This is a genomic window from Paeniglutamicibacter psychrophenolicus (assembly GCF_030812255.1).
GTDB lineage: Bacteria > Actinomycetota > Actinomycetes > Actinomycetales > Micrococcaceae > Paeniglutamicibacter > Paeniglutamicibacter psychrophenolicus_A.
In genome coordinates this window covers 275,313-291,012 of the sequence record NZ_JAUSSH010000003.1, presented here as the reverse complement: position 1 = coordinate 291,012, position 15,700 = coordinate 275,313, and the positions used below count along the sequence as shown (strand labels likewise).

Annotated in this window: 12 protein-coding genes and 1 pseudogene; 11 read left to right on the top strand and 2 right to left on the bottom strand. The window is 68.3% G+C overall.

From position 1 onward, the window contains the following. Positions 1-297, bottom strand: a pseudogene (locus tag J2T21_RS07480) (hypothetical protein); the annotation flags it as partial. A 275-nt stretch (positions 298-572) separates the two neighbouring features. Between J2T21_RS07480 and hisS the strand changes: the two are divergent. The 4 genes from hisS (at position 573) to J2T21_RS07460 (ending at position 5,918) form a co-directional block, all read left to right on the top strand. Then, positions 573-1,907 (top strand): histidine--tRNA ligase, encoded by a 1,335-nt coding sequence (gene hisS, locus J2T21_RS07475; RefSeq protein ID WP_307580048.1) that lies wholly within the window; start codon positions 573-575, stop codon positions 1,905-1,907. Positions 1,908-2,118: 211 nt separating this feature from the next. Further along, complete coding sequence (aspS, locus tag J2T21_RS07470) at positions 2,119-3,921, top strand: aspartate--tRNA ligase (RefSeq protein WP_307580046.1); 1,803 nt, start codon at positions 2,119-2,121, stop codon at positions 3,919-3,921. Positions 3,922-4,417: 496 nt separating this feature from the next. Further along, entirely contained in the window at positions 4,418-4,744 is a 327-nt protein-coding gene (locus tag J2T21_RS07465) for a PadR family transcriptional regulator (RefSeq protein WP_307580044.1), read from the top strand. Positions 4,745-4,805: 61 nt separating this feature from the next. Beyond that, positions 4,806-5,918: a hypothetical protein gene (locus J2T21_RS07460; protein ID WP_307580042.1), complete on the top strand. Its 1,113-nt coding sequence runs from the start codon at positions 4,806-4,808 to the stop codon at positions 5,916-5,918. A 29-nt stretch (positions 5,919-5,947) separates the two neighbouring features. Here the strand turns inward: J2T21_RS07460 and dtd are convergent, their stop codons facing one another. Next, the gene (gene dtd, locus J2T21_RS07455) at positions 5,948-6,388 is read right to left on the bottom strand and encodes a D-aminoacyl-tRNA deacylase (RefSeq protein ID WP_307580040.1); all 441 of its coding nucleotides are present in this window, start codon (positions 6,386-6,388) and stop codon (positions 5,948-5,950) included. Between the two features lie 216 nt (positions 6,389-6,604). Here dtd and J2T21_RS07450 point away from each other — a divergent pair, with 216 nt between their 5' ends. From J2T21_RS07450 to ruvX, 7 genes are all read left to right on the top strand, one after another. Then, positions 6,605-8,617: an HNH endonuclease signature motif containing protein gene (locus J2T21_RS07450; protein ID WP_307580038.1), complete on the top strand. Its 2,013-nt coding sequence runs from the start codon at positions 6,605-6,607 to the stop codon at positions 8,615-8,617. Positions 8,618-8,889: 272 nt separating this feature from the next. Then, positions 8,890-10,503: a replication-associated recombination protein A gene (locus tag J2T21_RS07445; protein WP_373457903.1), complete on the top strand. Its 1,614-nt coding sequence runs from the start codon at positions 8,890-8,892 to the stop codon at positions 10,501-10,503. 242 nt (positions 10,504-10,745) lie between these two features. Continuing rightward, the gene (gene rpsD / locus J2T21_RS07440; protein ID WP_071215103.1) at positions 10,746-11,372 is read left to right on the top strand and encodes a 30S ribosomal protein S4; all 627 of its coding nucleotides are present in this window, start codon (positions 10,746-10,748) and stop codon (positions 11,370-11,372) included. Between the two features lie 158 nt (positions 11,373-11,530). Beyond that, entirely contained in the window at positions 11,531-11,902 is a 372-nt protein-coding gene (locus J2T21_RS07435) for a DUF948 domain-containing protein (protein WP_307580036.1), read from the top strand. A 130-nt stretch (positions 11,903-12,032) separates the two neighbouring features. Beyond that, positions 12,033-12,266, top strand: a complete 234-nt coding sequence (locus J2T21_RS07430; RefSeq protein ID WP_307580034.1) for a hypothetical protein — start codon at positions 12,033-12,035, stop codon at positions 12,264-12,266. Positions 12,267-12,412: 146 nt separating this feature from the next. Continuing rightward, positions 12,413-15,094, top strand: coding sequence for an alanine--tRNA ligase (gene alaS, locus J2T21_RS07425; protein WP_307580033.1), 2,682 nt, complete (start codon positions 12,413-12,415; stop codon positions 15,092-15,094). 5 nt (positions 15,095-15,099) lie between these two features. Then, complete coding sequence (gene ruvX, locus J2T21_RS07420; RefSeq protein ID WP_307580031.1) at positions 15,100-15,624, top strand: Holliday junction resolvase RuvX; 525 nt, start codon at positions 15,100-15,102, stop codon at positions 15,622-15,624. Positions 15,625-15,700 lie beyond the last annotated feature (76 nt).

Below are 15,700 nucleotides of genomic sequence, written 5' to 3'. Positions count from 1 at the left end.
TTCGGCTGCCGGTGCTTCCTCGGCCACGGGGGCTTCGGCTGCCGGTGCTTCCTCGGCCACGGGGGCTTCGGCTGCCGGTGCTTCCTCGGCCACGGGGGCTTCGGCTGCCGGTGCTTCCTCGGCCACGGTGGCTTCGGTGGCTGCTTCGGCCGGCTGCCCGGTGGCCTCGGTTACAGGGGCCGCGTCGGGTGCCGGCGCGGCTGGCGCCTCAACCGGCGCCGGGGTGCCTTCGGTTTGCTGCTCCTCGGCCACTGCTGCTGGCTGGAGATTGTCGTCGGATTGCTGACTGGTGGTCACCGCTGAAACTCTTTCGCTAAGGATCGGCCCAGAGACTATGCGCTCAGGACACAACTGTCACCGCCACTTTACCCGCCATGGCCCGCCCACCGGTACTCTGCCGCCCCGAATCGGCGACGCATTCGCGTCGTTTCGCCCTCGGCGCACCGACACGCCAGTAGACTTGGTTCCCTACGTCCCCGCTGGGCGCGGCACCCGCCCCCGGCGGGCCCGCCGCTGCCAGGGACGTGGCAACCACCATCGCTTTCCCCCTTTCATACAGGAGTACAGACTTCATGGCACGCAAGGCCTCACTATCCGGCTTCCCCGAATGGCTCCCGCAGGAGCGTGCGGTGGAGCAGCATGTACTTGACACGCTGCGTCGGATCTTCGAGCTGCATGGGTTCGCCAACATCGAGACCCGCGCCGTGGAAACCGTCGGGCAGCTGCTGCGCAAGGGCGAAATCGACAAGGAGGTCTACGGGCTTTCCCGGCTGGCCGCCGAGGAATCGGCCAAGTCCGACCCGAACGCGCTGGCCCTGCACTTCGATTTGACCGTGCCCTTCGCCCGCTACGTGGTGGAGAACGCCGGGCACCTGGCCTTCCCGTTCCGCCGCTACCAGATGCAGAAGGTCTGGCGCGGCGAACGCCCGCAGGACGGCCGCTTCCGCGAATTCACCCAGGCCGACATCGACGTGGTGGGCGACGGCACCCTGCCCTTCCGCTACGACGTCGAACTCGCCCTGGTCATCGCCGAGGCCCTGACGGCGCTGCCGATCGGGGACTTCCGGTTGCGCGTGAACAACCGCAAGCTCGCCGAGGGCTTCTACCTGGGCCTGGGCCTGGAAGACACCGCCGGGGTGCTGCGCTCGATCGACAAGCTGGAAAAGATCGGGGCGGCCAAGGTCGCCGAACTGCTGCAGACCGAACTCGGCGCCACCGCCGAGCAGGCCGCTGCCGCCCTGGCCCTGGCACAGATCTGCACCGCCGACACCTCCTTCGTCGAGCAGGTCCGCGCGCTGGGGATCACCCACCCGCTGCTCGAGGAAGGCCTGGACGAACTGGCCCAGGTCATCGAGGCCGCCGTGCGCCGAGCCCCGGGCAAGGTCGTTGCCGACCTGTCCATCGCCCGCGGCCTGGACTACTACACCGGCACCGTCTACGAAACCGTGCTGGTGGGCCACGAATCCCTCGGCTCGATCTGCTCCGGCGGGCGCTACGAATCGCTGGCCTCCACCGGCAAGAAGAACTACCCGGGCGTGGGCCTGTCCATCGGCGTTACCCGCCTGGTCTCGCGGATGCTTGCCGAGGAAACCGCCACGGCCGCACGCACCGTGCCCTCCGCGGTGCTGGTCACCCTGGCCAACGACGAGAGCTGGAACGAGGCGCAGGACGTGGCCGCCGCGCTGCGCGCCCGCGGCATCGCCTGCGAGGTCGCCGCGAAGGCGGAGAAGTTCGGCAAGCAGATCAAGTACGCCGACAAGCGCGGCATCCCCTTTGTCTGGTTCACCTCCGAGGACGGCTCCCACGAGGTCAAGGACATCCGCAGCGGCGAGCAGATATCCGCCGACCCGGCCAGCTGGAGCCCATCGGCCGAGGACCTCGCCAACCGCGTCACCGCCGCGGGCTAGCGGCCCAAACACCGCCACCGGAGCGGCTCCCGGCGCGCCCCGCACGTGAGTCAGGGCACAACCGCGGGGGTTCCGGTGCCGCGGGTGCACCGCTGCCGGTAAACTCGCACATAGATTCTTCCCTTTTCCGCACCGAAACCCCACGCGCCACCGGCGTCACACAGCCTTCGGGACACCCGCGGAAATTCGCACCTTTGTAGAAAGGAATGCAGTGCTACGCACTCATCAGCTCGGCACCTTGAACGCCGAGCACATCGGAGAAACCGTCACCCTCACCGGTTGGGTGGCACGCCGCCGCGACCACGGTGGGGTCGCCTTCCTTGACCTGCGCGACGCCTCGGGCTTCGCCCAGGTCGTGGTGCGCGAGGAGGAAGTCTTCCACCCACTGCGCAACGAATTCGTGCTGCAGGTCACCGGCAAGGTCGAACGCCGCCCCGAGGGCAACGAGAACCCCGCGCTGGCCACCGGCCAGATCGAGGTCATCGCCGAGACGGTGGTGGTATTGAACACCGCCGCGCCGCTGCCCTTCCAGGTCGACGAGCACGTCGAGGTCGGCGAAGAGGCGCGCCTGCGCCACCGCTACCTCGACCTGCGCCGCCCCACCCCGAACCGCAACATCCGCCTGCGCTCCGAGGCCAACCGGATCGCCCGCAACCTGCTGCACGAAGACGGCTTCGTGGAAATCGAGACCCCGACGCTGACCCGCTCCACCCCCGAAGGCGCCCGCGACTTCCTGGTCCCGGCACGCCTGGCCCCCGGGTCCTGGTACGCGCTGCCGCAGTCGCCGCAGCTGTTCAAGCAGCTGCTGCAGGTCGGCGGATTCGAGAAGTACTACCAGATCGCCCGCTGCTACCGCGACGAGGACTTCCGCGCCGATCGCCAGCCGGAGTTCACCCAGCTGGACATCGAGGCGTCCTTCGTCGAGCAGGACGACATCATCGCCCTGGGCGAGTCCCTGGTGAAGGAATTGTGGAAGCTGATCGACGTCGAGATCCCGACCCCGATCGCCCGCATCACCTACCACGAGGCCATGGCCAAGTACGGCTCGGACAAGCCGGACCTGCGCTTCGGCCTCGAATTGACCGACATGACCGAGTTCTTCAAGGACACCGGCTTCGGCGTCTTCAAGGCCCCGCACGTCGGTGCCGTGGTCATGCCCGGAGGCGCCTCCCAGCCCCGCCGCACCCTGGACGGCTGGCAGGAATTCGCCAAGCAGCGCGGTGCCAAGGGCCTGGCCTACGTGCTCTACAAGGAGGACGGCGAGCTGGCCGGCCCGGTCGCCAAGAACCTGACCGATGCCGAGCGCGCCGGCCTGGCCGAGGCCACCGGCGCCAAGCCCGGGGACTGCATCTTCTTCGCCGCCGGCACCAAGCACGAGGCCCGCGCCCTGTTGGGTGCCGCCCGCGTGGAGATCGGCCACCGCACCGGCCTGATCAAGGACGGCGACTGGGCCTTCGTGTGGGTCGTCGACGCCCCGATGTTCGAGCCGGCCGCCGCGGCGGTTGCCTCGGGCGACGTGGCCGTGGGCACCGGCGCCTGGACCGCGGTGCACCACGCATTCACCTCCCCGAAGCCCGAATTCATGGACACCTTTGACACGGATCCGGAAAACGCGCTGGCCTACGCCTACGACATCGTGTGCAACGGCAACGAAATCGGTGGCGGCTCGATCCGTATCCACCAGGCAGCGCTGCAGCAGCGCGTGTTCAAGATGATGGGCATCGACGAGGAAGCCGCCCAGGAAAAGTTCGGCTTCCTGCTCGAGGGCTTCAAGTACGGCGCCCCGCCGCACGGAGGCATCGCCTTCGGCTGGGACCGCGTGCTGCAGCTGCTCACCGGCTCGGACTCGATCCGCGACGTCATCGCCTTCCCAAAGACCGGCGGCGGATTCGACCCGCTGACCAGTGCCCCGGCGCCGATCACCGCGCAGCAGCGCAAGGAGGCCGGCGTCGACTCGAAGCCCGAGCCCAAGAAGGCCGAGTCCAACGAGCCGGCCACGGCCGACGCGAAGTAGTTCCCTGTACCGCCTTCGGGCGGTTCCATGGGGGCGTCCACCGTTTTCGGTGGGCGCCCCCATGCGCATGGCCGGGGCCAGGGCCTTGGTGCGGCCCGCCGGGCGTGCCGCCCGGGTCCCGGCCCGGGGGAGTGGGGAAGGTGGCCTGCGCCGACGCCGCCCTGCAGCAACCCTGCGCCCGCGGTGCCTCCACCCTGCCCGCCGGGAACCGGGACAGGGACGGCCCCGCCGGCGGGTCGGTTGCGGCCAACGGGGATTCGGGCGGTGGCGGTGGCCGCATACACGTCGTGGAAAACCGTCGCCAAATGTGCACAACCTTGTTATTGTATTAAATCTAGATCGATTTTTGACTTAGTCCGGATTTTCGCGGCGTGCGTCCACCACGATACGCACCCTTCAAGGAAGGCCACGACATCACGACCCCTTACCCGCCGCACGGCGGCCACCAGACGCCCCGTCAGGGCCCGCGGCGACTGCCGGAAGCGGGGGAGCGGCCATGCTAGGCGGCGGCAAGGAATTTCCCGGCACCTGGCAACGCGCGCTGCTCCCGCTGAGCCTGCTCGACGCGCTGGAGGCAGGCCCCAACCACGGCTACGCCCTCGGCCAGATCCTGGAGGCTCGCGGGTTCTCGCCCATCAAGGGCGCCACGCTCTACCCGGCCCTGGTCAAGCTCGAGGCCGCCGGGTACATGGAGAGCACCTGGGAGGACGGCGACGGGGCACCGGGTCGCAAGGTCTACACGCTCACCGGAACCGGCCGCGGCCACCTTGCATCCCAGCGCGAACTCTGGGCCTTCTTCCAGGACTCGGTGCTGCGCGCATGAGCGGCACCCACGGGGACATGGATACGGACTTTGGAAGAACCACCAGGGCAGGAGCACCGGCTTGAGAAACCAGAACCGCAAGAGGACCGCGTGGGGCGCGGAGGTCGGGCTTTGGCCCGAGGCCGACCGGGAGTGGGCGGAACTGGCGGCGGGAGCCATGATCTTTGCCAATGCGCCGGTTGAAGCCGTCGCACCGGCCCTGGCCGAGGTGCGCGAAAGCGTTGCCGCGAGCGGCCAAGGCCCGACCGAACTCTTCGGCGCGGCGATTGACTTCGGCCGCACGGGCGGCAGGCGGCTGCGTCGGCCCGCCGACATCCTGGAGGGCGCCCTGCCCTTCAACAGCGCCTCGGGAGCCATCACCGTGATGCTCGTGACCCTGGGCATGTTGCTGCTGGTGCTCGGCATCTGGATCGGGTTCTCCGACGGATGGAATGCACGCACCTTCGCCGGCCCGGTCCTGCTGCTCTTCCCGATGCTGACCGTGCTGGTGGCAATCGGCTTGTGGGGCTGGGTGCTGCGCACCCGGGGACACCTTCGTGCCCCGCTGGCCATCTGGGGCGCAACCCTGGCCGGCGCTGCCGGGACGATCGCGTTGATGTCGGGCCTGGGCGGCTTCGAGGCGCCGGGCCCGCCAAACTGGGCCATCGCCCCGGTCGGTCTCGCCTTGGTGCTGGCGGCCGTGAAACTGCCCGAGGCAAGGCCGCGGGCGCTGCTCGATGACACGCACTGGGACGACCTGCGGTACTTCGCCCATGCGGCCAACCTGCTGCGCGGACGCTACCTCTTCACCAGGGCCCGCGCCGACCGCGCCCTGGCCGAGGCCCGCGGCCATCGAAGGCTGTCGGGCACCGGCACCGCGGCCGCCGAGTTCGGCAACGTTGAGCTTTTTGCCGCGCAGCTGGCCGCGGCCGAACGCACGGTCCCCAAGCGCGGAATCCTGTTGCGCCGTGCCGGATTCAGCCTGATCGTGGCGTTTTTCGGCTTCACTATCGGTGCCGAGTTTTTCGAGGGCCCGGTCACCGCCTGGCTGGTCATCCAGTCCGCGATGTGGCTGTGCCTGGCCGTCATGGTGGTGTTCTCCTGGCGTCCGTCCCGGATCAACGCCGAGGCCACTAAACGCCAGGACGAACGCCGCGCCGATGCCCGCACCCTGGCCGGCAACGACGGGGACTGATCGTTTGCCGACGGGTTGCCCGGAGAAACCTAGCCCGGCAGCTCGTCGGTGTCGACGATAAGCGTGTATGGTCCCGAATTCACCAGCGAGACCTCCATCATCGCCCCGAACACGCCCGACTCCACATGCGCACCCAGTGCGCGCAGCTGCGCCATGAACTCCTCGTACAGAGGCTCGCTCACCGCGCCGGGAGCGGCATTCGTCCATCCCGGCCGGCGCCCCTTGCGCACATCCCCGTAGAGCGTGAACTGGCTGATGACCAGCAGCGGGGCGGCCAGGTCCTCGCACGACTTCTCACCCTCGAGCATCCGCAGCCGCCACACCTTCGCGGCCAGCTTCGCCGCCAGGGCCGGGGTGTCACCGTGGGTCACGCCCAGCAACACCACCAGGCCGGGGCCGTCGATCTTCCCGACGACCGATCCCTCCACCTCGACCGAGGCCCGGGAAACCACCTGCAACACTGCCTTCACGCATCCACCTTCGCTTCTTCACGTCTTTTGGTTCTTCACGTCATGGCCCGCCGCGGCGGCACCATGTGCCGCCCGCACGAGCACGGACGTATCGACTCTACCGATTCGCGTCCCTGTCCACCCATTCACGGCCTTCCTGGGGACGACCGCCCGCTTCCCCGCACATTTGGCTTCCGGCAGGGGCGAGTTCAGCCCCAAGGGCGCAGACTCGTGGACATGGGCACTCCACTATCCGCGCCCCGGACGGGGCAGATGGGCACCGCGGAACTTGGCCAGCAACTGGCCGCCGCGGCTCTTGCCCTGTCCGCCGCCACCGGGCAGCTGGCCCTGGTGCCGCTGGATGCCGCAGCCGCCGCGGCCATGATGGGCCTGATCGAGCGCAGCCACCGGGCCATCGCCTACGCCCAATTGCTCATCACCCGGCGTGCCGCCGCGGCCGAGATCCACCGGCTGGACCCGGTCACCGCCCAGCAAATCGACCAACTCGTCGCGCAGCCCGGCCCCCTGGCCGACGGAACCGCAGGCATCCCGCCCGAGGATCTGCGCCAGGGCATGGCCCCGCACAAGAACACCCAGGCCTTCATGCAGGCGCACCTGCACATTTCCTCCGGAGAAGCCTGCCGACGCATCAACGGATCCAGGCTCCTGGTGGCCTTGCCCGCTGCAGGCGCCGACGAAACGCCACCGACACCCAGCTACCCGATCCTGGCCAAGGCGGCATCCGACGGCACCGCGGATGTCGCCAACCTCGCCTCGTTGGCCGGGCAGCTGGAATCCATGCAGCCCCGCATCAAGACCCGGCCCGACGCCGAAAACGTGAACACCGCCATCGAGGATTCCCTGGCCCACGAAGCCAGGACCGGCGACCCGAAGACGTGCGGCCAGGCCCTGCGTGACTGGGGCGGCTTCCTGGCCCAGAACGGCACACCCATCAGCGACGAGGAAATCCGTGCCCGGCGCGGAGTCTTCTACCGCGGCTTCCGTGACGGCAGCGACGAGTACCTGCTGCGCTGCGATCCCGAGGACTCCGAGGTGCTTTTCTCCTGCTGCGAGGCGTGGACCAATCCACGCTCGACGAAATCCCCGCCGTTCTCCGTCTCCACCACCCCTCGGCCCCCGGCCGGCGAGATCCCGGGCATGCCGAGCCTGCCCACGATGCCGACCAGGCCGACCAGGCCGACCAGGCCGACCAGGCCGACCAGGCCGACCAGGCCGACCAGGCCGACCAGGCCGACCGGGCCAGTCGACGGCCAGCAGCCGGCAGGCAACCCCCGGCTCGAAGCAGGCAGGGAGCAGCGTCCCGACGAGCCGGACCCCGACACCGGCGACGGAGCCACGCACACGATCCCCGCAAACCCGGAACCGGCCACTGAAGCCCCGCCAAGCGCAGCCACCACAGGTGAAGGCACCACCGGCGAACCCCGGCGGCCAGTGCCGCGCGAGCCCTCGCCCTCCGGGACTCCGACCTTTTCCCCGGCCGGCACCCCCGCCCCGGAATGGGCCACGCCGGCGGGCGCCAGCGGCTCGCAGATTCCGCTCAGCGAGTTCGCCTGCGGCCTGCCTCCCGACGGTTCGGGATTGGAACAGCTCACCAGCCAAGATCCACGCACCAACCCCCAGCTGTTCCTCGACGCGCTCATCGCCGCCTGTGCAGGGGTCATGAACGGGACCGACATCGCCGAATCCGGCGGGATGCGCGTGAAGATCGGTGTGCTGATCGGCTACCGCAGCCTGCTCGGGCAATGCGAGGAAGCCGGACTGACCGACCACAACCGGCCCATCTCAGCGGCCAACGTCCGGAGGCTCGCCTGCAGCGGAGACATCCTGCCGGCGGTCATGGGAGACGAAGGCGCCGTCCTGGACCTGGGCCGCGAGATCCGCGGTTTCACCAAGGCCCAGCGCCGGGCCATCGCCATCCGTGATCGCGGCTGCATCATCCCCGGTTGCAAGCATCCGGCGTCCATGTCCGAATGCCACCACGTGATTCCCTGGAGCGAGGGCGGCCCAACGAGCGTGGAAAATTCGGCGATGCTCTGTGAGTACCATCATTTGCAGGTGCATGCCGGGTTGATCAAGCTCGGATCGATCAATGGCGTGCCGTACGTCGTTGAAATCGCCGGACAGGCACGAGGAGCCCCGCAACGAAACCTTTACTGGCACCCCGAACTGCGCACCGCAGGTTACCAGGCGCCGCTCTTCGAGATGGCGCCGGGAACACGACGCTGCTAGAACCAGCCCGTAGTCCCGCACCAAGCTCCCGGGTGCTGTCTTTCCGCCGGTGGGGTCGCCCCCATGCCCCACCGTCGCGACGCGACGACAGCACCCGGGTTCCTCATATTCTTGTTTCGAACCGGTGCCCGGTGTGCCGGGGCGAATCCCCACAGGGCAATCCTGCAATCGGGGCATGCCAACCGAGTGACCGAGCACGTCGACGGGGCAGGCAACCTGCCTGATCTGCAGCGCCGGAAACGGACACCCGGATGCTCAACTAGGCTGGGGGAGTGAACGATCTGCTCAGTGCCTTGGGTGACGACGAGGAAAACGACGAAGAACATGTGCGGCCGCGCGCACCCCTGGCCGTGCGCATGCGCCCCCGCTCGGTCGAGGAGCTGGTCGGCCAGCAACACCTGCTGAAGGCGGGTTCGCCCCTGCGGCAACTGGCCGGCGTCGACGGGCCGGGCCCGTCGGGTCCCTCCAGCATCATCCTCTGGGGCCCGCCCGGCACCGGAAAAACGACCATCGCGCACGTGATTGCCCGATCCCCGGGCCGCCGTTTCGTCGAGCTCAGCGCCATCACCGCCGGCGTCAAGGACGTCCGCCGCGTCATGGACCAGGCGCTCGAGGACCGCGACCTGCGCGGCTTCACCACCGTGCTCTTCCTCGACGAGATCCACCGATTCAACAAGGCACAGCAGGACGCGCTGCTGCCCGGGGTGGAAAACCGCTGGGTCGTGCTGGTCGCCGCCACCACGGAAAACCCGTCCTTCTCCGTCGTTTCCCCATTGCTCTCGCGTTCCCTGCTGCTGACCCTGCGTCCCCTGGAAGAGGGAGACATCGCCGCGCTGATAACCCGTGCCCTTGCCGACGTGCGCGGGTTCAACGACGAGCTGGTCCTTGACCCGGGAGCACTCGACCACCTCGTGCGCATGGCCGGGGGAGATGCCCGCCGCGCACTGACGGCCCTGGAAGCGGCGGCAGGCGTGGCCTGGAGCGCCGCCGAGGCCCACGGACTGCTCGCCAAACGAGCCAAGTTGCTGCAGGCCGCCCGCTCGGATAACACCGCGGAGGTCCCGGACGGGGAAACCGTCGACATGCCGGCCCCGGTTCCACCCGCGGTCCTGACCGACGAGGAACCCGCGGACGGCGAACCCGCCGTGCCGGCGGACGAAGTCCCATCCGCCGACGCAACCCAAGACACCGCTGCCGTACATGACGACGCCGGTGCGCTGACCCCGGCGGGCCAGATCGTCATCACCATCGAGCACACCGAGCGTGCCATGGATGCCGCGGTCCAGCGCTACGACAAAGCCGGGGACCAGCACTACGACATCATCAGCGCCTTCATCAAGTCGGTCCGCGGATCCGACGTGGACGCCGCGCTGCACTACCTCGCCAAGATGCTGGAGGCCGGCGAGGACCCGCGCTTCATCGCCCGGCGCATCATGATCAGTGCCTCCGAAGACATCGGCATGGCCGATCCCACCGCACTGCAAACCGCCGTGGCCGCCGCCCAGGCGGTGCAGCTGATCGGCATGCCCGAGGCCCGGCTCATCCTGGGACACGCCGTGGTGCACCTGGCCACCGCGCCCAAATCCAACGCCGCCTACAACGCCATCAACGCCGCGGTGGCCGACGTCCGGGCCGGCCGCGGCAGGGGCGTGCCCAAGCATCTTCGCGACGCCCACTACGCCGGCGCCCAGCAGCTGGGCCACGGCAAGGGCTACATCTATTCGCACGATGCACCGCACTCGGTCGCCACCCAGCAGTACGCGCCGGACGACCTGCTGGGCGTGGACTACTACAAGCCCACCGCCAACGGCGCCGAGCGCGGCATCGGCGAACGCGTCGAACGCATCCGCGGCATCATCCGGGCCAAGGACCGCCGACGCACGTAATCCGACGCGCGAAGACGACGCATCCCACAGGGCAGGCCGCCACCCGGGGTGCACTTTGGGTTTGCGCGCGGTGGTAGGATTGATCCTTGGCTGGCAAGCTGCCCAACCGCAAACCACCCGGAACCCCGGTCCCGGACGGCGTGCACCGCGGCAGTTGTAGTGACTAGGGATGCGGTTTCCCACAACTCTCCATCATGGAGGCCAGACCCAATGACAACCGCTCACAAAAGATAAGGACACTCGTGGCTAACAACACTCGTGCCCGCCGCAAGGTTCGCCTCTCGCGAGCCCTCGGCCTTGCCCTGACCCCCAAAGCTGAAAAGTACATGGAGCGTCGTCCGTACGGTCCCGGCCAGCACGGCCGTGCCCGCAAGAAGCAGGACAGCGACTACGCAGTGCGTCTGCGCGAAAAGCAGCGTTTGCGCGCCCAGTACGGCATCCGCGAAGCACAGATGACCCGTGCCTTCGAGGAAGCCAAGCGCACTCCGGGCCAGACCGGTGAAAACCTGGTTGCCCTCCTGGAAATGCGTCTGGACGCCTTGGTTCTGCGTGCAGGCTTCGCCCGCACCATCGCCCAGGCCCGCCAGCTGGTTGTGCACCGCCACATCATGGTCAACGGCCAGCGCGTGGACCGTCCCTCGTTCCGCGTGTCCGAGGGTCAGCTGATCCACGTTCACGAGCGTAGCGAAAAGATGGGTCCGTTCCAGATCGCCGCTGCAGGCGCCCACCGCGATGTTCTCCCCGCCGTACCGGCCTACCTGGACGTCAAGCTTGAAGCCCTTCAGGCCAAGCTCGTCCGCAAGCCGAAGCGCTCCGAGGTTCCCGTAACCTGCGAAGAGAACCTTGTCGTCGAGTACTACGCACGCTAAATTCACCGGGTTCACACCCAGCGAATGCAGTTTGCAACACGAAGCCCGTGGCCCCGCGCCGCGGGCTTCGTGTTATCCAAGACGTTTCGGTTCCGTGCTACCGCCAAGCATTCGGTAAGGTGGAAAAGCACACGTCACCAACGGTAGAGGAAAAGCACATGACAGGGTCGGATATCGCCGGACTCATTGCGGCAGGCGTCTTCGCCATACTGGTGGCCTTGCTCGCCATCCCCATCTGGAAGCTCGGAAAGGTGTTCGACGAGCTGCGCGGCGCCGTGCGGGAAGTATCCGACGGCACCACCCCGTTGCTGTCCGAGGTCACCAACACCGTGGCAACCACCAATGACCAGCTACGCAAGGTCGATGGCATCACCTCGCACGTCTCCGACGCGTCTGCCAACATCAGCGCGCTGTCCTCGTTGACCGCGGCCACCGTCGGCCGTCCCCTGATCAAGGTCGCCGCCTTCTCCGCCGGGGTCCGCTCGGCCCTTGGCACCAAGCCGACCGGCAAGGGCCGACGCTCGCGCTGACCGGCACCGAGGCAGCACCGGGTTTGTTGCCCCGTCACCACCCGGTCCCGTCGGGGGAGCGGAGTCTGCCGGCAACCGGCAGCTGCCGTGCAGCGCACGATCCACCATCCACGAAACGAGGAAACCGCAGATGAAGAAACTATTCTGGGTCGGCATCGGTATCGGCGTCGGAGTGCTGGCCGCCCGCAAGCTTTCCGAAGCCAGGGAGCTTGCCAGCGCCGACGGACTGAACCGCACCGTGGGCCGCATCAGCGATTCGCTGCATGAAGTGGCCGAGGCCTTCCGCACCGGCATGAACGAACGCGAAACGGAATTACGCCAGGCCCTGGGCCTGGATGAAACAACCGGCGCAAGCCACCACTAAACTTATTGACGTGGCACTCCGGTGACCGCCACGATGGCGGAACCCGGCAGCACGCCGTTCCCCGGCCAACCGGCCTCGGGGGAACCGGAACTGGAAGCCACATCCAAGCACAGCGCCCGTAAGCTCGAAGGGATCGAAGAGGAACGATGAAATCGCAGGAAATTGCACGCCGGTGGGTCGACTACTTTGAGTCGAAGGGCCACACCGCGGTTCCCAGCGCCTCGTTGGTCTCCTCCGACCCGTCGTTGCTGTTCACCGTCGCCGGCATGGTGCCGTTTATTCCGTACCTGACCGCACGCGAAGAACCGCCGTACAGCCGCGCCACCTCCGTCCAGAAGTGCATCCGCACCGGCGACATCGAAGAGGTCGGCAAGACCGTGCGCCACGGCACCTTCTTCCAGATGGCCGGAAACTTCTCCTTCGGCGACTATTTCAAGGAAGGCGCCATCTCCTACGCCTGGGAGCTGCTGACCAGTTCCCTTGAGGACGGCGGCTACGGCCTGGACCCGGAAAAGCTGTGGATCACCGTTTTCCACGAGGACACCGAGGCACTGGAGATCTGGCGCGACAAGATCGGCATCCCGGAGAACCGCATCCAGAAGATGGGCATGGAGGACAACTACTGGTCCACCGGCCAGCCCGGCCCGGCCGGCCCCTGCTCGGAGATCTTCTACGACCGCGGACCCGAGTACGGCATCGAGGGCGGCCCGGAGGCCGACGACACCCGGTACATCGAAATCTGGAACCTCGTGTTCATGCAGTACCAGCGCGGCGAGGGCACCGGCAAAGACAGCTTCGAGATCCTGGGCGAACTGCCCAAGAAGAACATCGACACCGGTCTGGGCCTCGAGCGCCTGGCGATGATCCTGCAGGGCGTCGAGAACATGTACGAGACCGACCAGGTCCGTCCCGTACTCGACAAGGCAGCGGAGCTGGCCGGCAAGGCCTACACCTCCACCGAGGACCCGAAGGACCCGAACCACGCGGACGACGTGCGCATGCGCATGGTCGCGGACCACATCCGCTCCTCGCTGATGCTGATCTCCGACGGCGTCTCCCCTGGCAACGAGGGCCGCGGCTATGTGCTGCGCCGCCTGATCCGCCGCGCCGTGCGCGCCATGCGCTTGATGGGCGTGGAAACCGCGGTGCTCCCCGAGCTGCTGCCGGCCTCCCGCGACGCCATGAAGGGCGTCTACCCGATCGTCGAAACCGACTTCGAGCGCATCGCCCGCATCGCCTACGCCGAGGAGCGCGCCTTCCTGCGCACCATCGCCTCGGGCACCACCCGCCTGGAGGAAGCGCTGAAGGTCTCCAAGTCCAAGGGCAGCTCGCTCTCCGGCGAGGACGCCTTCGCACTGCACGACACCTTCGGCTTCCCGATCGACCTGACCCTGGAAATCGCCGCCGAGGCCGGCCTGGCGGTCGACGAAACCAAGTTCCGCGAGCTGATGAACGAGCAGCGCACCCGTGCGCAGAAGGACGCCAAGGCCAAGAAGGCCGGACACGCGGACCTGACCGTCTTCACCCAGCTGCACGAGCGCGGCGACGTCATCTTCACCGGCTACGAGGAACTGACCAGCGAATCCACCGTGCGCGGCATCGTGCGCGACGGCTCCCTGGTCGAGGTGGCCGAACAGGGCCAGCAGATTGAACTGGTCCTCAACGAGACCCCGTTCTACGCCGAGGCCGGCGGACAGGCCGGAGACGTCGGGCTGATCACCGGCGACGGCTTCGTGCTCGAGGTCCTGGACGTCCAGGCCCCGATCCGCGGGCTGAACGTCCACCAGGCCATCGTGCGCGAGGGCGAACTGCCCGCGGGCGCCTCGGTGCTGGCCGAGGTCGACCGCACCCGCCGCCACTCCGGGGAGCAGGCGCACTCCGCCACCCACCTGGTCCACGCGGCGCTGCACGAGATCCTGGGCCCCGACGCCCTGCAGTCCGGCTCCTTCAACAAGGCCGGCTACCTGCGCTTCGACTTCTCCTGGTCCGAAGCCCTGTCGGCCGCGGCCCGCAACGAGATCGAAGAGGTCGTGAACCTGGCCATCCGCAACAACCACCAGGTGCGCACCAACGTCATGCCGCTGGCCGAGGCCCGCGCCGCCGGCGCCATGAGCCTGTTCGGCGAGAAGTACGGCAACACCGTGCGCATGGTGGAGATCAACGACGCCTGGAGTCGCGAGCTCTGCGGCGGCACCCACGTGGCCAACACGGCACTGATCGGCTCGCTGACCCTGCTGGGCGAGGCATCCGTGGGCTCGGGAAATCGCCGCGTGGAGGCTCTGGTCGGCATGGAGGCTTTCCGCCACGGGGCGGCCGAGCGCGCACTGGTTTCGGATCTGTCGGCCATGTTCAAGGTCCCGGCCTCACAGCTGAACGAACGCATTTCCGACACCGTCGCGAAGCTGCGCCACGCCGAAAAGGAAATCGAGAAGCTGCGCGGGGCCCAACTGGCCGCCCAGGCCGGCGCCCTGGCGGCAAAGGCCGCCACGGTCAACGGCATCAAGGTCCTGGCACAGGATGTCGGCGAGGTCCCCTCGGCCGAAGCGCTGCGCACCCTGGCCCTGGACCTGCGCGATCGCCTCGGCTCGGAGGCATCCACCGTTGCCCTCACCGGTGCGTCCAACGGACGCCCGCTGGTGCTGGTGGCCACCAACGACGAGGCCCGTGCCAAGGGCGCGAAGGCCGGGGCGCTGGTGCGCACCGCCGCGAAGATCCTCGGTGGCGGCGGCGGCGGCAAGGACGATGTGGCACAGGGCGGCGGCCAGGACGTTTCCAAGACCGCCGAGGCCCTGGAAGCCATGGTCCGCTCGATCCGGGAGCTGTCATAACCTCGGTGCCAGGCGAAAGCGCACCTTCCGGGGTTGCCGGGGTGCTGCTGGGCGTCGACGTGGGCATGGCCCGCGTCGGCGTCGCGGCGTCCGACCGCAACGGGGTCCTGGCCACCCCGGTCAAGACGCTCAAGCGAGACCTGAAGAAGTCCAGTGACATTTCGGTGCTGGTCAAGCTTGCCGCCGAGCGCGAGGTCGCCCAGATCTTTGTCGGGCTGCCATGGTCGATGTCCGGCGGGGAAACCGCTTCCACGACCATGGCCCGCGATTATGCACGAGACTTGGCCAACGCCCTGTCCCGTGCCCACGTGGTGGCGGAAGTCAGGCTGGTCGATGAGCGACTGACCACCGTCAGCGCGCACCGCGCCCTGCACGAGGCCGGCCTGGACGGGCGCAAGCACCGGGCGGTGGTCGACCAGGTCGCCGCCGTGGAGATTCTCCAGCAAGTGCTTGAAATGCGCCGCAACGGGCAGCACTCGCCCGGGCAGCTTGCCGACGGCCGAACCTTCGGGCCGGGCGATGGCAGCTGAACCGGGACAAACCGCCGGCGCCGACCGGGGGAGCGCACGCCGCGCTGCCCCCGGGGTGGTGCCCGACGGCCCCGCT